This is a genomic window from Chryseobacterium sp. UYP7, assembly GCF_056279225.1.
The window spans coordinates 256647-279822 of the sequence record NZ_JBWBQW010000003.1 but is presented as its reverse complement, the minus strand read 5'-3'; the positions used below and the strand labels follow the sequence as shown (position 1 = coordinate 279822).

The following is a 23176-nucleotide window of genomic DNA, read 5'->3' as shown; positions in this document are numbered from 1 at the left end:
ATTTATAGTATGGAAAAATCGAGAGAAATCGTGGGAATTACGTTCAGCTGTTTTGACCTTCTGCACGCCGGACATGTTAGAATGTTAGCCGAGGCAAAAACGCAGTGTGATTATCTGATCGCAGGTTTACAAACTGATCCAACGATCGATCGCCCGGAAAAGAACAAACCAACGCAAACCGTTGTGGAGCGATATATTCAGTTGCAGGGCTGCAAATTTGTAGATGAAATTATTCCTTATACGACCGAAGAAGATCTTGAAGATATTTTGAAACTGTATGATATTGATGTGAGGATCATTGGTGTAGAATATAAAGACAAAGAGTTTACCGGCAGAGACTTTTGCGAGCAACAAAACATTTCCTTCTATTTTAATGAACGGCATCACCGATTCTCCAGTAAGAATCTCCGAAAGGAAGTTTATATTCGCGAATCCTCAAAACTAAAAACGCATCACGAGAATGTGATCGCGTTATCAAAAAAAGAAAACATTTAAAGTATAAACAGAAAATGCGAATCATAAAATTCGCATTTTTTATTTTTGAAAATTTTCTCCAATGGAAGAAATCTGTGAGAAAGAAATTCTAATTATTTCAATTTATACTTCAACTTTTAAACTGGCGGGACGATCGGTGATCTCGAACATTTCGCCGTAGGGAACAATGGTGATCTGTCCAAACTCCTGGAGTAAATTTTTATAAGCTTCAGCAACGGGGCGCGGATTTCTATCCATATCAAATAAACCGCATTCGTTTACATTTCCCTTTTTTTCGGCGAGTCCAATATCCCAATCTACCTGATCGATCAAACTGTACCACGTAAAACCTAAAACCGGAACTCCGTCTTTACGCATCTGTAAAATATTGAGCCACTGTTTCCAGAGCCAGATCGGCGCCTCTTGCGCATCGAAAATATTAGTTTCTGTATGCATAACGGGTTTTCGGTAGCGATCGTAATACTCTTTTGTGATCTGGTACCAACCTAAAACATCAGAAGCATTAAAGATCTTTCCATCTTTCAGCCGGATGGTTTCATTTCTGCCATAATAATCATTTCCTGTAATCTGGTAACCCGGCGGCTCTCCAGCCATGAACCAGTCATATTCTTCGCGCGTCATGCCATTATCAAATAAATAAATAAGAACATCCGCATCTGGTTGATGTGCATATAAAAGGTCTAATGCGAGGAAACGCACCTTGTTTTTCATGGTTATTTCCGGAAGTTTGTCAATATAGGCTTCATGAATGTATTCGGCACTTTCGCTTTGTACGATCACACAATCCGGACGGTGTTTTGCAATTTCATGCGTAGCCAGAATACTTGCGGCGACGATATTTTTTAAAGCGGTTACAAAAGCTTTATCACTTTTTAGCTGTTCATTCCAGATTCCTTCTTTTGCGCTCATTTTCGCAGTCACGTAAATCTCGTTGACCGGCGTATAAAATTTCACCCACGGATATCTTCGAGCAACCGCAGCTACATATTTCGCAAAGTGAATGGGCAACTCCGGATTTTGAAAATTTCCGATCCAGTCTGGAACGCCGAAATGCATCAGATCTAAAATCGGAATAATTTCCAGACGTTTTATTTCATTCATCACTTGATCGGCAAAAGTCCAGTCGTAACGACCACTGCTTTTACTGATTAAATGGTAAGGTAATCCATATCGCAAAACGTTCAGGCCTAAGTCTTTCACCAATTGAAGATCTTTTTTCCAGTTTTCGTAATGTCCGCATTCTTCTAAAAGATCCCGACGGGTTTTCCCATTATTGATGGTTGGAAAGGAACATTCAATGCCCGTAGCGAACATAAAATTACCGCTGTTTAATTTGGGTAATCCGCTGCCGTCGTTTCCATTGCCACCTCCGAACTGATCTCCTTCGTAAAAGGCATCTTTACCATATTTATTATTAATGAGGGTTAGAAAGCTATCTTTTTTCATAAAGTACTAATTAGGTCTGTTTTTTAAAAACTCATCGGCTATTCTTAAAGAAAGTGCCATGATTGTTAAAGCCGGATTTGCACTGAGCGATCCCGGAAATATAGAATTGTCGCTGATGTATAGGTTAGGAATATCGAATGATCGTCCGTCCCGGTTCACAACACCGTCAGCAGAATTTTCGCCCATTCCGCAGGTACCGATAATATGAGCATTTCTTTCTACAATAAACGTGTTTTTCGCACCAGCTTCCTTCCACACTTTCTGCATGATGTTGGTTCCGTGTGCACTCATTCTTTTCTCATTCTCTCCATTGCTAAAATGAATCCGGGGTTTCGGCAATCCTAACTCATCTTTCTCCTCCGATAATTCCAGAAAATTAGATTCGTAAGGCAAACATTCCCCGTGGATATTAATTCCGGCGACATGATTATAATTTTGCATTCTTTCTTTCAGTTTTTTACCCCAAACTCCAGTTGATCGAACAAGCTGCGAAACGTAATTAACCGGCATAATTCCGATGGACTGCAAAATATAACCGCCCGCAAAATCATGACTTCCGGGAATATTCATATCCTCTGAAATTAATGTAGCCGGAACTCCTTTATATGGATGAGTTAACTCGTCAAACTCTCCCCAAAGCTGCGTTCCGACATGCGCCATGAAATTTTTCCCGACCAGACCACTGCTGTTCGCAAGGTTATTCATCAATAATAATCGTGACGTTTCAATTGCTCCGGCACAAAGGAAAATATTTTTGCAGAGCTGCGTTTTTTCAACACCGTTTTCAAAATAAATAACTGAAGTAATATAGCCATTATCATCTAAAGTAAATTCTCGTGCAAAACTTTCTGTTCGAATTTCTGCGCCGTGATGAACCGCCAGTGGAATATAAGTAACATCAGTGCTGCCTTTTGCTCCTACGCTGCATCCGGCTTGACAAAAACCGCGATTGTTGCAGGCTTTGCGAATGCCGTTTTCTTCCTGTTCGTAATCTTTGGAAATAATGGCATTCGGTCCGGGAGCAGTTTTTATTCCAACTTTTTCGCAGCCTTTTTGCATCAGTTGTGCTGCTGCATTCATCGGCATTGGCGGAAGTGGATATCCTAATTTTCTTTCCGGTCCCCACGGATAAGGATTGGGTCCCGAGACTCCGATGAATTTTTCGATCTCATCATAATAGGGTTCAAGATCGTCATAGGATAAAGGCCAGTCTTTTCCTTTTCCTGAAATTGTTTTCACCTGAAAATTGCCAGGCAGAGGTCGTGGCGTATAACCCGTAAAGTGAAGGGTAGAACCGCCTAAACCAATTCCAGAATTATTTTTCCCGAAAGAAAGCGGATCGTTTCCGGCGCTTAATCTTTCATAATTCCAATATAGTTTATCTTGTGCTTTTTCGTCTGTTGCGAAATCTTTTTCCGGATTCCATTTTTTTCCGGCTTCCAACGCCACCACTTTCAAACCAGCTTGTGCGAGTCGGGCAAGTAATGGTGCTCCGCCAGCTCCCGTGCCGATGATTACGGCATCTACAATTTCGTTAGGGGAATATTTATTCATGCATTTTATTTTCCTGAAATTCTGTTCTTACTAAATTTTCTACCGGTTCAGTTTCGTCCAGTTTGATTTGAGTCCAGCCTTGTTGATCGGCCATTCCGGCATATCCCATTTCCAGTTGAATTTCGGGCAGGCTGTAATAAGTTTCGGTAATCTCTGTTAGAAGTTCCGTGAAAAACATTTTAGCTGAAAGGTTTTCCCAGCTATTTCCGGGAACATCGCCTTCCTGAACTTTGGTAAGAATTTCGGTTTTTTCTAAAAATTCCAGTTCTTGAAATGATTTTTGAAATAGGATTTCACTTGCTTCTTTAATGCCTTTTAAACCTAAATGATACATTTCTTGATCTGGAGGCAATTGGTCAAAACGCCAGCCGTTTCCTTCTTTCAAAAAAAGTCGCTGGTCAATAGCACCAGCAACTTTTATATTATATTGATCGGAATCTTCGCCCATCAAAATCTGAACAATCATTCCCAGCATTTCAAATTCATCTTTATCGAAAAATTTAGGCGCAGAAAATTCCTGCGTTAAACGCTCCAGTAAAACTTTAGAGGTTGGTTCTGTGAGATAGTCACTTTGCAGAAAGTTAGCAATAGCTGTTTCTTTGTCCTTTGAGATTTTCATTCCTTAAAGTCTTCCACCCGTAACTTCAACCAAACTTCCTGTCATAAAACTGCCATCCTGGGATGCAAATAAAACGTAAGCAGGCGCTAATTCTTCTGGTTGTCCTGGTCTGGCCAAAGCGACTTCATGTCCAAAATTTTCTACTTCTTCGATCGGCATTGTTCCTGGAATCATCGGAGTCCAGACCGGTCCTGGAACTACACAGTTCACCCGAATATTTTTTTCTCCTAATTGTAATGCTAAAGATTTAGTAAATGCGTGAATTGCCCCTTTTGTAGAAGCATAATCTACGAGTATTGGAAGTCCGGAAATTCCTACGATACTTCCGGTGTTAATGATAGAATCTCCGCTTTTTAAATGGGGAAGAGCTGCCTGAGCCATAAAGAAATATCCGTAAATGTTCGTCTCAAAAGTGGTGCGGAGATTTTCTTCCGTAATATCTTCCAGGCGTTGTTCTGATTTCTGAAAAGCAGCATTATTAACGAGGATGTTTAATTTTCCAAATTCATCGACGGTTTTTTTAACGGCATCGAAACATGCTTCCCGACTTCTTACGTCTGCTTTGATGAGTAAACATTTTTGGCCGGTTTGTTCCACCATTTCTTTCGTTTTATTCGCATCTGCATCATTCGTGTTATAAAGTACGGCAACATTTGCACCTTCCATAGCATAGGCAACTGCTACGGCACGACCGATCCCAGAATCTGCACCCGTAATAATTGCAACTTTATCTTTAAGTTTTCCCGCAGAACTGTAATGTGACAGATCACTTTCCGGCTGTCTTTCCATTTCTGATTGTTTCGCTGGATAAGGAAGTTTCTGACCTTTGATTTCCTCGGAACTCGGACGTTTTTTTAAATCGCTCATAATTTTTTTTTAAATATTAATTGGGATAAACAGAAGCTAAATAAAATAAAAGGGACTTCTACTATTAATCACTTCCAGAAAAAGATTTTAATTATTTCAATTCTAAATATGATTTTTTAAAGATCATATAAAATTCAAAATATGAAGAAAATCTAATTTTAAAGATTCAAATTTTATGCCCATCAAAGTTATTTAGTATCGGAAATGTTTGAAAGGGTCTATGATAAAATTTTCATTTAACTATTATATTTTACACCCTGGAAAAAAAGTATAATCCTTAAAAGTCAATCATTACAAATAATGCGGAAAAATTATAAAATTCTTTATTGCCAGAATTAGTATTGATATTTTTATTTCTGTAGCGTATGCTTGCAATAAAATTGTAGATTTTAGGTTTACATCGAAGAAAAATTGCTTTATCAGTCCGAAGAGGATGCAGTTCTACACCAATTATATTCCATTGCTGCTGCGACAAAAAATCAGGAGGAAAAAAATCGCAATATTGTTGAAATCATGAACAGTCATCAACTTTTTGCCTCAGAATTATCAAATTTTTAAGTTATTATATTGCCTTTAGGAGTTGATTCAATTTTTATATTAACCAATTTGACTTCGTAAATATTCAATAATATATTAATGTCTTGATATTTTTTACGAACAGATTCAAAACAACTTTTATGTTAAAGTTTGAGCTTTGGATATTTTTTTATGTAATATTGAAACATCAATATTCATTTTGAGAGAACCTACAAAACGTTTTTTATTTCTAACAAAGTTCAGATTTCGTGCTTTGGTGGTGATCCTTTTTTTAGTGATCGCCGATTTTTCATCCGCAAAACGCCCGGCGTCTAACAGTGTAATCGATAGTTTAAAAAAGGAGCTTAATCAAAATTCAGGTAATGATGTGCGACAACTTTCCATTTTATATTCTTTAAGTGTTTCTTACCGAAAAGTATCTCCAGACAGCAGCATGCATTACGCGTCAAAAGCTTTGGAACTTGCAAAAAAAATGAATTTGGAGAAAGAAAAAGGAGATGCGCTTCAGAATTTGGGGATTGCTTATTTCTATGCCAATGATTTCAAAAAATCTCTGGATTATTTGTACCAGTCTTTGTACATAAGAGAGAAAATGGGGGATTCTAAAAAAATTGCGCTTACCTTAAACAGTATTGGCAATGTTTACTTTAATCTTAATAACATTACGGAAGCACTTAAATTTTACAAACGTTCTTTAGTACTGGCGCGTAAATTAGGTGACGAAAAAAGAGAAGCGTCCATTTTGAATAATATGGGAAGTTTGTACATCTCTAATAATCGAATTGATACTGCTTTTATACTTTTAAATCAGTCGGTCGCTTTACTTGAAAAACAGCACGATTCCCCGACATTGAGCAGTTCTTATAATAATTTAGCCCTTTTGTACCGCAAAAACGGAACGTATGAAAAGTCCTTGAAATACGATCAAAAAGCGCTAAAAATTAATAAAGATATGGGTCGGAAATGGGATGTTTCTTACATTTCTAATTCAATCGGAGAAACGTACTTGCTGATGAAAAATTATCAGAAGGCATTTGAATATTTTAATGAAGCTTTGCGTGTTGCTGAAACTTTACAAAATCAAGATGTTTTGCTTTTTAGTTATCGGTCGATGACAAAATATTACAGTGCGGTGGGCAATCATGCGGAATTCGATAATTATTTTAATAAATACGAAGCCACCAAAGACGCTATTTTCACTACTCAAAATACGAGTTCCATTGCAGAGATGCAGGTGAAGTATGAAACGGAGCGAAAGGAAAAAGAAAATGCGCTGCAGAAACTACAGATTGCCAAAGAACGTACTTTGAAGAACACTTTTATTTATCTCTCCATTCTTGTTTTGGTCGCGGTAGTTATTCTCTTTTTTCGGTTCAGGGTGAAGAAAAAGCTCAGTGCTAAACTGGAAATTTTAGTCAATAAGAGAACGCATGATCTGCTCATCAATCAATCAAAACTAACCGAAGCGCAGCGTATCGGAAAATCAGGAAGTTGGGATTGGGATTTGGTACATGATCAATTGAGCTGGTCAGATGAACTTCCCATTATTCTGGGTCGAACGAACAAGGAGATGAATTGGGTTACTGTTTTTCGCGGTATTTATGAAGAAGACCGGCCGAAAAATTTAAAAATTCTTAGAAAGAAATTTAGTGAGTTTGATTCCCACCTTATTTTCGATTTTAGAATAGTAGCAGACAATAAAATAGAGAAATACATCAGTGTTTACGCGGAATTAACGAAAGATAATTCAGGGAAGATAATATTAGTTCAGGGAAATATTCAGGATATCACCGAACGAAAACTTGCCGAACTGGCTTTAATTGAAAGTGAACAGTTATACAGAAAACTAATCAGCGCTTCACCGGACGCTGTTTTCAAAATAAATGCGGAGGGATTAATTGTTTTCGCGAGCCAACAAAGTAAAAAACTTTTCAGGATTGCAGATGAAAGTATAATAATCGGTACCCATATCAACGAATGGATCGTGAAAACGGATCAGCTAAGAGTGATTGAAAAACTGACATTACAAACTTCCAAAAAAATTAACACGGATACAGATGTACTTTTAAAACGCAAAGACGGAAGTACTTTTTCAGGTGAGCTAAGAACTGCGATCATCAGTGATTCTTACGGAAAGTCGACGGGATTAATTGTTGTTGTTAGAAATATAACTGACAGAAAGCAAATGGAACAGAGAATTTTACGAAATACCATTGAAACCGAAGAGCGCGAAAGACAGCGCTTTTCAGAAGATCTGCATGATGGTTTAGGACCTTTATTATCTACAGCGAAGATTTATTTGGAATTGATTGCCGCCCGTATGGAGAAACCTGCGGAACAAAAAGAATTTATAAAAATGACAGATGATCTGCTACTTGAATCCATAAAAAGTACCCGCGAAATTGCCAATAATCTAGCGCCAAATTTGTTGAACGACTTTGGACTTATTGAAGCATTGAGTGTATATGTGGATAAGATCAATAAAATGAATACCATTTCTGTTGCCCTCAAAATTGAGGAAAATTTTCCTGATTTACCCAAGCAAACGGAAGTCGCCCTCTACAGAATTATGTCAGAATTGATTAACAATACCCTGAAACACGCCGCCGCAACTAAGATAGAAATTGCACTTTTAAAAATGCAAGGAGAGGTGAACATCACTTATTCGGACAATGGAATTGGGTGCGATATTCAAAAAACACTTACATCACCTTCGAAAGGTTTGGGCTTATCAAATATCACTTCACGCGTAAAATCGATTAACGGACTTTGTAATTTTAAGTCAGTTCCCGGACAATATTTCAGAACAAATATAACTTTATCACTCGCTGTAGAACACGAACAAAGTATAATGTAAACTTTCTTAAAACATGACAGACATTATTAAAATAATTTTGGTTGATGACCACACGATTTTTTTGAAGGGATTAAGCTTGATGATCAACGAATGCAGTCAGTTTAAAGTGATCGGAGAAGCAACCAATGGACAGGAATTTTTAGAACTTCTGACCACAGTGACTCCAGATCTTGTTTTGATTGATATTAAAATGCCCGTTATGAATGGAGTGGACGCTACGAAAGAAGCGATCGAAAAATATCCAGATTTAAAAATAATGGCGCTCACTATGTTTAGCGACCTGAAATACCTTCGACTCATGGCAGAAGCCGGAGCAAGTGGATTTATCCTAAAAAGTATTGGTAAATCGGAGCTGGAGTTTGCAATAAATACCTTGAACAAAGGGAAAACCTATTTTTCTCCACAATTACTCGGCGAAATTGCAGAATTTGATCCAGCAGAATCTTCAGGCATTTTTCTGGAGGAATTAAATGAGCGCCTTACTGAGCGGGAACTTGGTGTACTACAATATATTGTCAATGGTCTGTCTACGCAGGAAATTGCCGATAAATTATTTATAAGTAAGCGGACCGTAGAAGGACATCGCGCCAATCTTATCGCTAAAACTGCGACGCGAAATGTTGTCGATTTGGTGATTTATGCGATAAGAAATAAATTGGCGATCGTATAAAAGAAAATTTTTACAGCTTTTTTAAAGTTTTTTTCCGATAGATATTTGATAAGCTTGTTCTTCACATCAGGTATTTTTACGCTGTCTCACATCCACTTTTTACCCTAATTTCATCCTTTATAAAATGAGTTGAATGATAAGAATTGTAATTGTGGATCCGCATGCTGCTTTTCGCCAAAGCCTGCGTTTCATGTTGCAGGAAATTGCGGGAGAAATTGAAATCACCGAAGTTGATAGCAGTTTAAAATTTATTTCTCATCTGAATCATTTTACCCCAGATTTAGTTTTAATGGATAATAGAATGCAGGACAAAACTGGAATTGAAACTGCCGAAATTGCTCTTGCGAAAATTCCAGCATTGCGCATCATATTGCTTACGATGTTTAATGAAAATAATTATATTAAGGAAGCGAAAAATGCAGGTCTAAAAGGTTTAATTCCGAAACCGCCAACTCTTAAAGAACTTAAAAATGCTTATGAAGTCATCATGAATGGCGGGTTCTATTTTCCTTCAGAATAAATTAAAGCAGAAAATAGAAACTTTAAAATCACGTAAAAATACGCTTACGACAACCTACAAAAAAAATTAACTTCGCCAGTAAAGATTTAATGATTTATTAATCTTCTCTGTTCTATCACCTAATTAAAAAATTATTATGAAAAAAAACTCCTTATTTAAGTTTCAGAAAAGTCGCAGCGCTCTGTTGTGTGGTATGATGATCAGTTTTTTATCTGTTACTCCTCTAACCGCACAATATTTTACGAAAGTAAGTACAGGAACTTTAGTTGAAACACAAATTAAAACCTACAGTGCCTCATTTGCGGATTATAACAATGATGGTTTTGATGACGTTCTTATCGTAGGAAACATCGATTATAACTCCACTTTATTTGCAAATAATGGCGACGGAACTTTTACCGCAAAAACGGATAACATTATTTATACCACTACAGGACCTTCAATTGCCTGCACTTGGGGCGATTATAATAATGACGGGAATATTGATCTATACATTTGCAATACCGGTAACAGTGGCGCGCCAAAATCTGCAAATTTTCTGTACCGAAATGATGGTAACGGCGTTTTCACCCGTGTTTTAGAAGGAGATATCGTAACAGATCAGGATTGGTCTTTGGGTGCAGCCTGGGCAGATTATGATAATGATGGTTTTTTAGATCTTTATGTTGCGAATTTTGAACAGCCAAATCGTTTGTATCATAATAATGGGGACGGAACTTTTACTAAAATTACGACAGGTGCAATTGTTACCGACGATTTTAATACGTACAGCGCTTCCTGGGTTGATTATGACAATGATGGTTTTCAGGATATGTATGTGGTGAATTATTTTAATAATGCTTTGCCGGGTCAAAATAACTGTCTTTATCACAATAACGGCGACGGAACTTTCACGAAAAACACTACTTCTCTCATCGCGAATGATGCTTCAGCTTCGCAGGGAAGTTCCTGGGGAGATTATAACAATGACGGTTTGATGGATCTTTTTATGACGGTTAATGATTTCGCGGATATCAAACATAATTTTCTCTATAAAAATTTAGGCGGTGGAAATTTTGAAGTGGTTAATGCAGCTCCTTCAATTGATGGTGGAGCAGGTTTCGGTTCTGCCTGGCTTGATATGAATAATGATGGTTTTCTGGATCTTACCGTTTCAAATAATGGAAGCAGCCAAAAACGTCTGAACAAACTGTATCTGAATAATGGCGACGAAACCTTTACCAATCAGGCAGCTGACGATGTTACCACAACACCACTTCGGGATTACTGTTCTACGGTTTCCGACTATAATAATGATGGATATCCGGATATTTTTACGCCATCTTACTCGACCACACTGGTTCACGGACTTTATAAAAATAATGGAGGTACCAATAATTGGATCAGTCTTCGTTTGCAAGGAGTACAATCTAACCGTTCTGGCATCGGTGCGCGAATTGTTTGTTATGCAAATGGAAAAGTTCAAAGCCGACAAGTTTCGTCCGCTTCAGGTGAATATACCGGCAGTACACTCGTTCAAACTTTTGGTCTTGGAACCGCAACTGCGATTGATAAAATTGAAATTTTTTGGCCTTCAGGAATTCACCAGATAATCACGAATCCTGCAACCAATCAGATCTACAATATTTTAGAAGCTGCAACTTTGGCAACCACTGAAATTAGTAATACTAAATCTCTTTCAATCTATCCAAATCCAGCTAAATCTGATGGAAATGTATTTATTAAATCGATGAAGAGTGGGAACTATGATTTAACCGTAACCAATTATGTTGGTCAACGAATTAAAAATCAGAAAGTTAATTTAGAAAGTGGAAAAAGCAAATCAGTAAACCTTGGATTTTTACAACCCGGAGTTTATATCATTTCTGCTTCAAATAATTCAGATCGAACTTCCCAAAAGTTGATCATCACAAAATAGTATTTTAAAACAGTATTGCAGAATAGTAAAATATAATCCTTACCGCAATTTAAACCTCTCAAATCATTTTGAATTTGGGAGGTTTTTTTATTCAAAATTCGTCTTCATTATTTGTGTAATCCGTGCAAAATATTAGTGCAATTAGTGTTTAAAAAACTCAGTCTTAAGCCACGAATTCACAAATTTTCACCCACCTTAATTTCCCGTAGGAAACCTTAATATTTCTCCATCACTTAATAAATCTTAATGTTGAAAAATCCTAAAAATTAAGCCACAAATTCACGAATTTTCATCCATCTTAATTCCCCTCAGGAACCTTAATATTTCTCAATACCTCCATCATCTTAATGTTGAAAAATCTTAAAAGTTAAGCCACTTACTTCCTTTTAATCAAATCAATCTCTTTCTTCAAACTCAAAAACATCTCCTTTACCGTCATCATATCCAAAGTCTCCGTTTCAAATTCAGCCGTGTTAATACTGCAGGAATATTCCCAGATCTCCACCAGATCCGAAAGTTTAATATCATAAGGTTTATACAGCGGATTATCCGAACTCACCGTGATATTTCTAGTCGTTTTCTTTTCAAATCTTTTATAAACAACGCCTTCATTTTGAGTAATAAAAATATAAGTTTTATTGCTTTTCAGATCATTCACATTTTCCACATATTTCCCTACGATGTAAGTTCCATTTTTAAAAGGCGGCATCGAATCTCCACTTGCGGGAAAAGCCCGGAATTTTCCGTTCCTCAAAAAAGGAAGAGAAATGGTTTGCAACTTTTCAATATATTCCGGATCGCTATATCCTTGAAGATAACCCATTTGAGCTTTTTCCGGAATAATTTCTATTTTGTTTTCTCCTTTTTCATCCACCATGATCGGAAGAATAACGCGGTTATCTGGCAGCTGCATCATCTTTTCCAAAGAATATTTGCGCACATCCATTCCCACCAGTAAATCAATACTGACGCGGTAATATTTAGAGATCCGAATGAGAAGTTCAATAGGCGGTTCCGTGGCGCCATCTTCGTATTTGGCGTACCGTCCGCGCGTAATAATAAGGTCGTCGGCGATTTTCTGTTGCGAGTATTTTTGCTGAGCTCTCAGATACCGCATGTTTTCTGCTAAAATTGACATTGCTATAAATTATACCAACAAAGATACAAAAAATTGATATAAATCCTACTAAGTTTGTACCCATGAATCGAGCAATTGCACATATGGATCTAGACACTTTTTTTGTGTCTTGTGAAAGGTTACAGGAACCAAAACTGAACGGAATTCCCGTCATCATCGGTGGTGGCGATCGTGGAGTAGTAGCATCTTGTTCTTACGAAGCGCGGTATTTTGGCGTGCGTTCTGCGATGCCGATCAAGATGGCTTTAAGATTGTGTCCGGAAGCAAAAGTCATCCGTGGCGACTACGAAAGATATTCAAAATTTTCCAAAGAAGTCACCGAAATTATTCAGGGAAAAGTTCCCATTTTAGAAAAAGCCAGCATCGATGAATTTTACATGGATCTCTCCGGCATGGACCAGTTTTTTGGATGTTACCAATGGACAAAAGAGATCGCAGATTCCGTCACGAAAAATACCGGTTTGCCTATCAGTTTTGCTTTATCTACGAACAAAACCGTTTCCAAGATCGGAACCGGAGAATCGAAACCTGTTGGAAGATTAGATATTCCGGCTCAAAATATAAAATCTTTCCTAAATCCCTTATCGGTACGAAAAATCCCAATGGTTGGAGACGTCACTTTTCAATTGCTTTCCCGAATTGGGATAAGAAAAATAGAAACTTTAGCCGAAATGCCCGTTTTGGTTTTGCAACAAATGATCGGTAAAAATGGCGCCGAACTCTGGAAAAAAGCCAACGGAATAGACCTTAATCCTGTCATTCCGTATTCCGAAAGAAAATCACTCTCCAAAGAACATACATTTACAAATGATACGATGGATCTATTCGAATTGAAAAGACTCATTTCTGAAATGGCAGAATCTTTAGCCTATCAACTTCGACAGGAAAAATGGCTGACTTCTACCGTTGTTTTAAAAATCCGGTATGCCAATTTCGACACCGAAACCAAACAGTGCAAAATCTCCTATACTTCCATTGATCACACTTTGTCAAGAGTCGCGCTTGATTTATTTGAAAGACTCTACACGCGAAGAATGCGGCTGCGATTGATTGGTTTACGATTTACGAATCTCGTTCACGGAACCTACCAAATGAACTTATTCGAAGACAGCGAAGAACTCATGAATCTTTACCAAGCGATGGATCGCATGAAAAACCGCTTCGGCAAAAATGCTTTGGGACGAGCCTCGGGGTTTGAGTTGGTTGCTGTTTAACCACAAATCGAAGATTCACTGATTCCATTAAAAACAATAAATAAGAAGAAGTAAAAGTCACAAAAGTTTTCGTACTTTTTTTAAATACTCAAAAGTCCAAAAAAGGTGTTGCGTATTTTAATTTCCATAGAAAATTTTAGAGTTGTTTTAAACTTATTCAAACACATAAGTCACATAAGATTTTTAGAATAATCAGCTGAATAATAGAACACATCAGATGAAAATCTTTTTTTTGACCTAGGAAACGGAGCCGTTAAGAAAATTAAAATTTGAGCCGTAAAGAAACTTCAGGTGTTTGAAGTCTCGTCCTGAAGACGAGACAAGTTCGGAAGTTTTAGGATTAAATTCTAATTTTTAGGTGAGTTTCCAGTCTTGAAACCGAAGATTCGCCGATTCAAATAAAAATATTAAAAATCAGAGAGGCAATTTTGGTTCTTTTGTTTCAAGACAAAAGAATGAAGAAGAATATAGTTATGCTCTAAATTCTCATTTAGAATTCATTTTTTAAAATCTGTTGTGATTATATTTTTAATGACAATCTGTTTAAACACTTGAATTATTTCATTTTAAAATCTAAAATTTATAATCAATAGCGTGTTCCTTAATTCCCACACTTTCCACAGCCTCCGTTACGGCACTTTATCAGTTGAAGAACTGGTGAAGCAAGCCGTCGATTTTGGTGCAAGAGAATTGGTTTTGACCGATATTAATACCGTCACCGCGATTTATGATTTTAAAAAAGAATGTGAGAAGTTTGACATTAAACCGATTGTTGGCGTAGAAATTCGAAAGGAAAACCAACTCCTTTATATTACCATCGCCAAAGATGAAACCGGAATTGCAGAGATCAACCGTTTACTCACCAATCACAATTGCGAGGGTGCAGCACTTCCGCAAGTTTCGCCTGATTTTAAGAAAGTATTTGTGATTTATCCGCTTCAAAATATTCCAGAAATTTTAAAGGAAAACGAATTTATTGGAGTTCGTGCAGAAGAATTGAATCTTTTAATTCGGCCTCAATGGAAAAAATTTTTAGATAAAATGGTCGTTTTGCATCCGATTACTTTTAAAACAAAAAAAGAATTTAATCTTCATAAAATTTTAAGAGCCATTGACAAAAATACTTTGATCTCAAAACTTTCGGAAAGTGATTGTTGTTCAGCAAATGAAATTTTTCAGCCCGTAGAAATAATTGCAGAGCAATTTAAAAATCACCCGAAGATTATTAAGAATACCCAATATATTTTAGATCAATGTTCCTTTAATTTTGATTTTAAAACGCCCAAAAATAAAATCCATTTTACGCGAGATAAAAAAAATGACGATGCGCTTTTAAGAAAATTCGCCTACGATGGGTTGGAAAAAAGATATCCTGAAAAATCAAAAGAGGTCATCGAACGTATTGAGAAAGAACTGAAAGTCATCACCGAAATGAAATTTTCAGGCTATTTTTTGATCACTTTGGATATTGTGAAATACAGCATAAGTCGAGGTTTCCTACATGTTGGACGTGGAAGTGGCGCAAATAGTATCGTTAGTTATTTACTTGGCATTACAGAGATTTGTCCCATTGAACTCAATCTTTATTTTGAACGATTTCTAAATAAGAACCGAAACAATCCACCCGATTTTGATATCGACTGGAGTTGGCGGGAACGCGATGAAATTCTAAAATATATTTTTGAACGCTACGGAAAAGATCATGTGGCTTTTTGCGGAACGAATGTCGAGTTTAAATATCGTTCGATTTTTCGGGAAGTTGGGAAAGCTTTTGGTTTACCGAAAGAAGAACTCGATGTTTTGGCGAAAAATCCTATGGCAACTCACGATGATAATAAAGTCGTAAAACTCGTTCAGAAGTACGGAATGTTGCTTGAAAAATTCCCGAATCAAAGAAGCATGCATTCCTGTGGAATTATTATTTCCCAGGAACCGATCACCAATTACACCGCTTTGGAAATGCCGCCAAAAGGTTTTCCCATCGTGCAATTTGATATGAATGTGGCGGAAGATATTGGATTTGAAAAGTTTGATATTCTTTCTCAGCGCGGATTGGGAACGATTAAAGATACTTTGGATCTCGTCAAAAAAAATCAGGGAATTACCATCGATATTCAAAATACGACTCTTTTTAAAAATGATAAAAATTGCAATGATTATTTAAGCATCGGCAAAACAATTGGGTGTTTTTATATAGAAAGTCCGGCTATGCGTGGTTTGCTTCGAAGATTGAAATGTGAAGATTATAAAACTTTGGTCGCGGCGTCTTCGATTATTCGTCCGGGTGTGGCAAAAAGTGGCATGATGAAGGAATATATTTTCCGACACAATAATCCCACGAAGTTTGAATATTTCCACGACGTGTTTAAAGAACAACTCGGCGAAACTTATGGGATTATGGTTTATCAGGAAGATGTGATTAAAATCGCTTTACATTTCGGCGGTGTTTCTGCAGACGACGGCGATGTTTTAAGACGCGCGATGAGTGGAAAAAGTCGGTCGATTCAAAAGTTGCAAGAAGTGCAGGAGAATTTCTTTAAATCCTGTGCGGAACAAGGTCATCCGGAACAATTATCCAAAGAAGTGTACCGACAGATCGAATCGTTTGCGGGTTACTCTTTTTGCAAGGCTCACTCCGCGTCTTATGCTGTAGAAAGTTATCAAAGTTTATACTTAAAGGTTTATTATCCGATTGAATTTATGGTTTCTGCCATCAATAATGGCGGTGGTTTTTACCGGACCGAAGTGTACGTTCATGAATGCAGAATGGGTGGTGGAAAAATTCATAATCCTTGTGTGAATAAAAGTTTGTTTGAAACGACGGTTTATGACGAAGATGTTTTTTTAGGTTTCATGCATATTGAAAAACTCGAAAGCAGGATCGCTAATTTTATTCCTGAAGAAAGAATGAAAAATGGAGCGTATAATTCTTTGGAGAATTTCATCAAACGTGTTCCAGTTGGGATTGAAACGTTGCAGACCTTGATCTTTGTTGGTGCTTTTCGTTTTACGGGAAAACCTAAAAATGAATTGTTGATTGAAGCGAGATTACTCATGATCCATTTTAAACCTGAATATCGATTGCCGACTTTTTTTGAAACGCCCGTTCAGGAATATCAACTTCCAGTATTGAATAGAAACCGGTTTGAAGATGCTTTTGATGAAATAGAAATCCTCGGATTTTCCGTTTCCTGCAGTCCTTTTGATTTGTTACAGACGAAATACCGCAGTATCATCATGGCAAGACATTTACCGCGGCATCATAAACGACAGGTGAGAATGTTGGCGTATTTAATTTCGCGTAAACACGTTCCAACGAAAAAAGGAACTATGTTTTTTGGAACCTGGATCGATACGGAAGGAAACTTTTTCGACACGGCTCATTTCCCGGATAATTTGCAAAAATATCCTTTTCAGGGTGGCGGTTGTTATTTGTTGTTGGGAATGGTGGAAGTTGATTTTCATTTCCCAACAATTACGATTTTCAAGATGGCAAAAATGCCTTTTATTCCGGATCCACGTTATGCGGAAGATCAAGAAAAAAGTTATGAAGTACACAAAAAAATTAATGAAGATGTAAGCATGACGACCAGAAATCCTTATCCGCAGGAACATGAGATTGGGTTGCCGCGAAATAAAATGGTGGTGAAGTAATTTCTCTATTGAATAGTAAAAGTAATTTTTCGTCCAAGTCCCAATTCAATCAATTTATAAAGTGTTGAAAGTTGAATGTCGCTATGTCCATTTTCGATTCTGGAAATGAAACTTTTTTTAGCACCGATTTTGTCCGCCAATTGTTCTTGGGTCATGTTTGCCAGTTTTCTTTCCTCTTTAATTAACGCTCCAATTGCAAAAGATTTGGCTTTGATTTCAAAGTTAGTTCTTGCTTCTGTACCTATTTTACCGTGTCTTTTATCAAGATGTTCGGCGAAGTTTTTTATATTTTTATTTTCCATTATTTATTCTTTACCTCGTTAAAATATTCCGCCATTATTTTCTCTGCCTTATTTAATTCTTTGGTTGGAGTTTTCTGACTTTTTTTCTGAAAACCATTAAAAAGGACTACTAAATTTCCTTTGTCTAAACAACAGAATATAGATATTACTTTCATATTCAATCCTGACTTCGAAAAGATCTTTTACCCCTTCAATACTTTTAAAAAATTTAGCAGGAACTCTCTCAAGAATAGTGATCATAAAAAGAACTTCGTCAATTTTGTCTTTTACTTTATCGGTAAGGGTTTCAAAAAACTCGTCAAAGTAGTGTTTATAAAAAACGATTTCTCTAATTGTTTCAATACGCAAAGTTAACTAATAATGGAACAATATCAAAACGGGGTAGGATTTTTTTCATCTAAAATTTTTGCTTATTGAAATCATCATTACTACGAAGATTTATATTTTCGTAAAGACTTTGAGGATAATCCCTAAATTTGTTTAAAACTTTATGCGATGAAATCTACACGGGAAATTTTCAAAAATAATCCTTCCTTACTCCAAGAACCTGAAGTGATCGAACTTTTGGAATATTGTGGGGACCTGGAAACCGAAATTATAGAATTTAAATTTGAGAAATCGAACAGCAAAGAATTAGCAATGATCGATATGCTGCAAGAAGTCATAAAAGGATGCAATGACCTGGAAAAAGAACAGATGGAACATGACCGTTTCGGGTATGAGGCGCCGCAATATCAGAAAGCAATTTTAAGTTTGAAAAAATATATTTTGGACCGCTGCAGAGATAAGAAAATCTGGTTATAAGATGTATTGCGTTACTGCTTAGTTTTAAATTAATTAAGGTTTTTTTTATTCTAAATACTTCTTCAAATTCTCCACCGCTTTCAAAATCGTTTCCTCTTTTTTCGCAAAACAAAATCTCACATTTCCTGTACTTTTCTGATCATGATAAAATGCGGAAACCGGAATGGTGGCGACTTTTGCTTTTTCCGTCAACCAAACGGCGAAGTCTTTATCTGAAAGCTCCGAAATGTTTTTGAAACTGAGAATTTGAAAATAGCCAGCTTCAGCTTTTTCATTTAAAGTAAAAGGTAAATCTTGGATTTCATTGAGGAAAAAATCTCTCTTTTGTTGCATGAGTTTGATGTTCTTCTTAGGATCAAAAACTTCGAGATATTTGGCTAAAGCATATTGAGCCGGAGCATTTACACTGAAAGCAAGATATTGATGAACCCGACGATACGCTTCGGAAAGTTCGGGAGAAGCTAAAATATAACCGACTTTCCAACCCGTGATGTGAAACATTTTCCCAAAAGAAAAAATACTGAAACATCTTTCCCGAAGTTTTGGATGATGAAAAGCGCTGTAAAATTCTCCTCCATCGTAAGTCAGAATATCATAAACTTCATCTGAAATAACGACAATTTCGGTGTTTTCCAGAAGATCAGAAAGTTGATCCCAATCTTCTTTTTTCCAGATTTTTCCTGAAGGATTGTGTGGAGAATTAATGATGATCGCTTTTGTTTTTTCCATGATGGCTTTTTTTAAAGTTTCAAAATTTAATTTAAAATCATCATTAAGACTTACAAAAACGGGTTTCCCACCGTTCATTTCGATAGCGGGAACATAAGAATCATAATTCGGTTCGAGAACAATTACTTCATCACCAAAACTAATGACAGAAGCTAATGCAGTATATATTCCATAAGTTGCTCCGGGAGAAATCGTAATGTTTTCCGCAGTGATCGAAATTGGAATTGTTCTCTGCTTATTAAATTCAATAAGGTTTTCAATGAGCAAGGGATTTCCCGACATTGGCGCATATTGATTGAAGTTTTTTTCTGTTCCTTCGCACAGTAGTTTTTTCAAGCGGTCATCAATTTCATAATCTGGAAATCCCTGAGAAAGATTTACAGCCTCATGTTTTTGAGCGAGAGCTGTCATTTCAGAGAAGATCGTATTGTCGGAACCGGAGTGCTTTTTCGGGAGAAACATATTTTAGTTTTTATCAAAATTAGTGAAAAATCCAATGGACTTATCCTAAAAATTAAACTTATCTTTAGGCTTCAAAAATTGATAAATACATGAAAAATTCGAAGTTTCTAATACCCATTATTGCGTTTGCTTTATTACAAAGTTGCGCGGCTAATCTATCTTATTCTGGATCATCTTTTAAAACATCTTACGAGTCGATTACGGCTGCTGATTTGAAAACGAATCTTTATGTGGTAGCATCTGATGAAATGGAAGGTCGTGATACTGGAAGCGAAGGTCAGAAAAAAGCTGGTCGCTATTTGATTGAACAGTATCAAAAAATGGGAGTTTCTCATCCAAAATCGATGAGTTCTTATTATCAGATCGTACCGAAAGAAGCTTTGATGGGAAGACGCGGAAACTTACCTGAATCTGAGAATATTTTAGCGTTCATCGAAGGTTCTGAAAAGCCGGAAGAAGTAATTGTGATCTCAGCACATTACGATCATTTGGGAATGAGAGATGGACAAATTTATAACGGAGCCGATGATGACGGAAGTGGAACAGTAGCTGTTCTTGAAATTGCAAAAGCTTTTCAAATGGCGAAGAACTCTGGAAACGGGCCGAAACGCTCCATCTTATTTTTACATGTTACAGGAGAAGAACACGGACTTTTAGGTTCGAAATATTACGCAGACAATCCGGTTTTTCCGATGGCAAATACGGTAGTCGATCTGAATATCGATATGATCGGAAGATGCGATCCTGCGAATTGTGGAAAGGATTATGTTTACGTGATTGGATCAGAAATGTTGAGCAAGGAATTAAAAAAGATCAATGTTGCAGCCAACGCTGCTACCGTAAAATTAGAACTGAATTACAAATACGACGACCCAAACGATACGGAAAGATTGTATTACCGCTCAGATCATTACAACTTTGCAAAGAACGGAGTTCCGGTTGCTTTTTACTTTGACGGCATTCATGCCGATTATCACAAACCAAGTGACACACCAGATAAAATTGATTATGTTGCTTTACAAAAACGCACCCAACTGGTTTTTGCGACTGCCTGGGAAATTGCGAATAGAAAAGATCGCATTGTAGTCGATAAGAAGTAGAGACAAGTCGCGACTTGTTCAAGAGCCAAGGTAAAAGGTAAAAGAGCCAAGTGGAAAGTAGAGGAGCGAAATATGTTTCTTTTTACTTTTTACCTGGCTCTTTTAAAAAGTAGCCTCACCGGGAATCGAACCCGGATCTAAAGTTTAGGAAACTCTTATTCTATCCGTTGAACTATGAAGCTTAAGTAGGAGTCAAATTTAAGGAATTTTTTGTGGGAGCGCTATTAGAGCTCAAAGCTCTAACAGCGCTTATGAAAAGAATCCGCTCTTTAGAAGCGGATCCAGTAGATAAGAAGATCTCATTTTTTAGTTAGACATCAAGAAAAAAGCACAGCCGACGGTGCTGTACTTAAATTTTTATACTCAATTTAAAAGTAATTTATATTTTTGGAAAAAGAAAATTGTCTTCATTTCAATTTTTATCTCGAAGTAAAAATAGGAATTAATTGAAGACCAAATGTGAATTTAATGTTAAAATTAACAGCTTACTAACAGTAAATTGTGGATAAGTGCCTGATTATGAACTCTGTTAGCGAAGATTACTGAAAACTTTTATAGATTTCTTCTATTTTATGAAAAAATCTAAATCTTTATTCTAGTCCCGATTGACATGGAAATCCTTTTTGTTTTGGCGACAGCCCAAACAAAAAGATTGGAATAGAAAGCGGGTGTGATCTTCGGAAGAGATATCAATTTTCTTACTCCTAAAAAGAAAATTAAATTGCATCTAAAGTTTCCAGAAAATCGTTTGCGGTTTTTAAGTGAGATTTCTTTTTCTCTTCATCCATTTTTTGAAAAGAATAATGCATCATGGAGACGCGTGGATTTTTTTTGAAAAATTCTTCATGAGTTCCGACAAACCGCCAAAACAATCCGTCCCAAATTTTTTCCCAGTCGGCAGTTGCGTAATCACTCATTTTTTTAATGTAATTGGAACCGCTTAAATAGGGTTTCGTCGCAAAAGTCCCACCGTCGGCAAACTGACTCATTCCGTAAATGTTCGGAACCATTACCCAATCGTACGCATCGATGAAGAGTTCCATAAACCATTTGTAAACTTCTTTGGGATTGAATTCGCAGAGCAACATGAAATTTCCTAGAATCATCAAACGTTCGATGTGATGGCAATAGCCGGTTTTTAAAACTTTCTTAATGGTTTCATCGACGGGTGGAATTCCGGTGGTTCCATCATAAAAACTTTTGGGGATTTTTCGGGTAAAGTTGAAGAAATTCTGAGTGCGGGAAAACCGACCTTTGTAGAGATACATTCCGTGCATAAACTCGCGCCAACCAATGATCTGACGGATGAAACCTTCCAGAGAATTGAGGGGGATTTTATTTTTCTCCGCGAAAATTAGCGTTTGATTAATGACATCGATCGGTTTCAGCAGTCCGGAATTAATCAAAGGAGACAAAATACTGTGATTGAGATAGGATTCTTTTTGCACGATCGAATCTTCATAAACGCCGAAATCGTGGAATCGGTAATCGAAGAATTGTTCCAGCCATTGTTGAGATTCCTGGTGAGTGATAGGGTAGAGCGGATTTTCGGAAACTTCGCCAGGATTGTTGGTGAATTTTTTTTCAGTGTAGTTTACGGCTTCCTTCCAAAGTTCAGAACTTTCGGGAAAAAGAATGGAAGGTGGCGACTGATTTTTTGGATATTTCTTTCTGTTCTCGACGTCGAAAGTCCATTTTTCCCCTTCAGGTTTTCCGTCTTGTGTCATTAAAATATTAAGGCGTATTCTTTCCTGTTTGTAAAATGCCGTTTGAAAGTAGAATTTTTTTTCTGGGTTGAAGAATTCAGCTAAATCGCTTTTGTTATTGATGAATTGTGGAGAATCTAAAATATTGAGTTTGATATTTTCGCAAACTTTTTTTAATCTTCGTTCGAGCCAATCATCGCTGGGAGAAACGATATTTATTTCCGTTATTTTTTTCTTTTTAATCTCAGAGTGAAAATTTCTGATATCGGATAATTCGTCATCACTTTCAATGTAAATTATTTCCGCCCCTTTCTTTTCCAAATAAGTTTGAAAAAACTTCATGGTTGCTCTGTGGAAAGCTATTTTCTGCTTATGAAATTTGAATTCTTTAAAAAATAGGTACTCTTCAATTAAATAAATATCACCACCATTTTTAAGCAAAGCATGATTTTCAAATAATTGATTGGGAAAAATGAGGTTGACTATTTTTGACATTGAAATTTATTTTAAGGAAGTATTGAAAATCAGAATAGCAAAACACTTAATTTTTAACGCAAAGAAACGCAAAGATTTCTTTAAAAACC

18 protein-coding genes and 1 tRNA gene are annotated in these 23176 nt (G+C 36.6%); 9 read left to right on the top strand and 10 right to left on the bottom strand.

Annotated elements, in window-relative coordinates; translation table 11 throughout:
- Nucleotides 1-9 precede the first annotated feature (9 nt).
- The gene (locus ACZ9HT_RS08860) at nucleotides 10-495 is read left to right on the top strand and encodes an adenylyltransferase/cytidyltransferase family protein (protein ID WP_476040119.1); all 486 of its coding nucleotides are present in this window, start codon (nucleotides 10-12) and stop codon (nucleotides 493-495) included.
- A 102-nt stretch (nucleotides 496-597) separates the two neighbouring features.
- Here the strand turns inward: ACZ9HT_RS08860 and ACZ9HT_RS08855 are convergent, their stop codons facing one another.
- Genes ACZ9HT_RS08855 through ACZ9HT_RS08840 form a run of 4 tightly spaced genes read right to left on the bottom strand, consistent with a single transcriptional unit; the run spans nucleotide 598 to nucleotide 4981 of the window.
- The gene (locus tag ACZ9HT_RS08855; RefSeq protein WP_476040118.1) at nucleotides 598-1941 is read right to left on the bottom strand and encodes a family 1 glycosylhydrolase; all 1344 of its coding nucleotides are present in this window, start codon (nucleotides 1939-1941) and stop codon (nucleotides 598-600) included.
- A gap of 6 nt (nucleotides 1942-1947) precedes the next feature.
- Nucleotides 1948-3495, bottom strand: a complete 1548-nt coding sequence (locus ACZ9HT_RS08850; RefSeq protein ID WP_476040117.1) for a GMC family oxidoreductase — start codon at nucleotides 3493-3495, stop codon at nucleotides 1948-1950.
- Nucleotides 3488-4114 (bottom strand): gluconate 2-dehydrogenase subunit 3 family protein, encoded by a 627-nt coding sequence (locus tag ACZ9HT_RS08845; RefSeq protein WP_476040116.1) that lies wholly within the window; start codon nucleotides 4112-4114, stop codon nucleotides 3488-3490. The genes ACZ9HT_RS08850 and ACZ9HT_RS08845 overlap by 8 nt, the downstream gene beginning before the upstream one ends.
- Before the next feature lie 3 nt (nucleotides 4115-4117).
- Complete coding sequence (locus tag ACZ9HT_RS08840; RefSeq protein WP_476040115.1) at nucleotides 4118-4981, bottom strand: SDR family oxidoreductase; 864 nt, start codon at nucleotides 4979-4981, stop codon at nucleotides 4118-4120.
- 736 nt (nucleotides 4982-5717) lie between these two features.
- Here ACZ9HT_RS08840 and ACZ9HT_RS08835 point away from each other — a divergent pair.
- The 4 genes from ACZ9HT_RS08835 (at nucleotide 5718) to ACZ9HT_RS08820 (ending at nucleotide 11483) form a co-directional block, all read left to right on the top strand.
- Nucleotides 5718-8375 carry a tetratricopeptide repeat protein gene (locus ACZ9HT_RS08835; RefSeq protein ID WP_476040114.1) on the top strand — a complete coding sequence of 886 codons (2658 nt, stop codon included), beginning with the start codon at nucleotides 5718-5720 and terminating at the stop codon, nucleotides 8373-8375.
- A 13-nt stretch (nucleotides 8376-8388) separates the two neighbouring features.
- Entirely contained in the window at nucleotides 8389-9045 is a 657-nt protein-coding gene (locus tag ACZ9HT_RS08830; RefSeq protein ID WP_476040113.1) for a response regulator, read from the top strand.
- Between the two features lie 133 nt (nucleotides 9046-9178).
- Complete coding sequence (locus tag ACZ9HT_RS08825; RefSeq protein WP_476040112.1) at nucleotides 9179-9565, top strand: response regulator; 387 nt, start codon at nucleotides 9179-9181, stop codon at nucleotides 9563-9565.
- 136 nt (nucleotides 9566-9701) lie between these two features.
- Entirely contained in the window at nucleotides 9702-11483 is a 1782-nt protein-coding gene (locus ACZ9HT_RS08820) for an FG-GAP-like repeat-containing protein (RefSeq protein ID WP_476040111.1), read from the top strand.
- 376 nt (nucleotides 11484-11859) lie between these two features.
- On the opposite strand, the gene ACZ9HT_RS08815 is transcribed toward ACZ9HT_RS08820, so the two are convergent.
- The gene (locus ACZ9HT_RS08815) at nucleotides 11860-12621 is read right to left on the bottom strand and encodes an XRE family transcriptional regulator (RefSeq protein WP_476040110.1); all 762 of its coding nucleotides are present in this window, start codon (nucleotides 12619-12621) and stop codon (nucleotides 11860-11862) included.
- Between the two features lie 62 nt (nucleotides 12622-12683).
- On the opposite strand from ACZ9HT_RS08815, the gene dinB reads away from it, so the two are divergent.
- Both dinB and ACZ9HT_RS08805 read left to right on the top strand, forming a co-directional pair.
- Entirely contained in the window at nucleotides 12684-13835 is a 1152-nt protein-coding gene (gene dinB / locus ACZ9HT_RS08810; RefSeq protein ID WP_476040109.1) for a DNA polymerase IV, read from the top strand.
- 594 nt (nucleotides 13836-14429) lie between these two features.
- Nucleotides 14430-17489 carry a DNA polymerase III subunit alpha gene (locus ACZ9HT_RS08805; protein WP_476040107.1) on the top strand — a complete coding sequence of 1020 codons (3060 nt, stop codon included), beginning with the start codon at nucleotides 14430-14432 and terminating at the stop codon, nucleotides 17487-17489.
- A 5-nt stretch (nucleotides 17490-17494) separates the two neighbouring features.
- Here ACZ9HT_RS08805 and ACZ9HT_RS08800 read toward each other — a convergent pair whose 3' ends face one another.
- Together ACZ9HT_RS08800 and ACZ9HT_RS08795 are read right to left on the bottom strand one after the other, a co-directional pair.
- Nucleotides 17495-17791, bottom strand: coding sequence for a helix-turn-helix domain-containing protein (locus tag ACZ9HT_RS08800; RefSeq protein ID WP_476040106.1), 297 nt, complete (start codon nucleotides 17789-17791; stop codon nucleotides 17495-17497).
- The gene (locus ACZ9HT_RS08795) at nucleotides 17791-17946 is read right to left on the bottom strand and encodes a type II toxin-antitoxin system RelE/ParE family toxin (protein ID WP_476040104.1); all 156 of its coding nucleotides are present in this window, start codon (nucleotides 17944-17946) and stop codon (nucleotides 17791-17793) included. Before ACZ9HT_RS08795 ends, ACZ9HT_RS08800 begins: the two co-directional genes overlap by 1 nt.
- Nucleotides 17947-18286: 340 nt before the next feature.
- On the opposite strand from ACZ9HT_RS08795, the gene ACZ9HT_RS08790 reads away from it, so the two are divergent.
- A complete protein-coding gene (locus ACZ9HT_RS08790) occupies nucleotides 18287-18595 on the top strand; it encodes a hypothetical protein (RefSeq protein ID WP_476040103.1) in 309 nt (102 codons plus the stop codon).
- A 45-nt stretch (nucleotides 18596-18640) separates the two neighbouring features.
- On the opposite strand, the gene ACZ9HT_RS08785 is transcribed toward ACZ9HT_RS08790, so the two are convergent.
- The gene (locus tag ACZ9HT_RS08785; RefSeq protein ID WP_476040102.1) at nucleotides 18641-19786 is read right to left on the bottom strand and encodes a methionine aminotransferase; all 1146 of its coding nucleotides are present in this window, start codon (nucleotides 19784-19786) and stop codon (nucleotides 18641-18643) included.
- Between the two features lie 89 nt (nucleotides 19787-19875).
- Here ACZ9HT_RS08785 and ACZ9HT_RS08780 point away from each other — a divergent pair, with 89 nt between their 5' ends.
- Nucleotides 19876-20886, top strand: a complete 1011-nt coding sequence (locus ACZ9HT_RS08780; RefSeq protein ID WP_476040101.1) for a M28 family metallopeptidase — start codon at nucleotides 19876-19878, stop codon at nucleotides 20884-20886.
- Nucleotides 20887-20996: 110 nt separating this feature from the next.
- Here the strand turns inward: ACZ9HT_RS08780 and ACZ9HT_RS08775 are convergent.
- Nucleotides 20997-21068 (bottom strand) — tRNA-Arg (locus ACZ9HT_RS08775).
- A gap of 534 nt (nucleotides 21069-21602) precedes the next feature.
- A complete protein-coding gene (locus tag ACZ9HT_RS08770) occupies nucleotides 21603-23087 on the bottom strand; it encodes a cryptochrome/photolyase family protein (RefSeq protein WP_476040100.1) in 1485 nt (494 codons plus the stop codon).
- Between the last annotated feature and the right edge of the window lie 89 nt (nucleotides 23088-23176).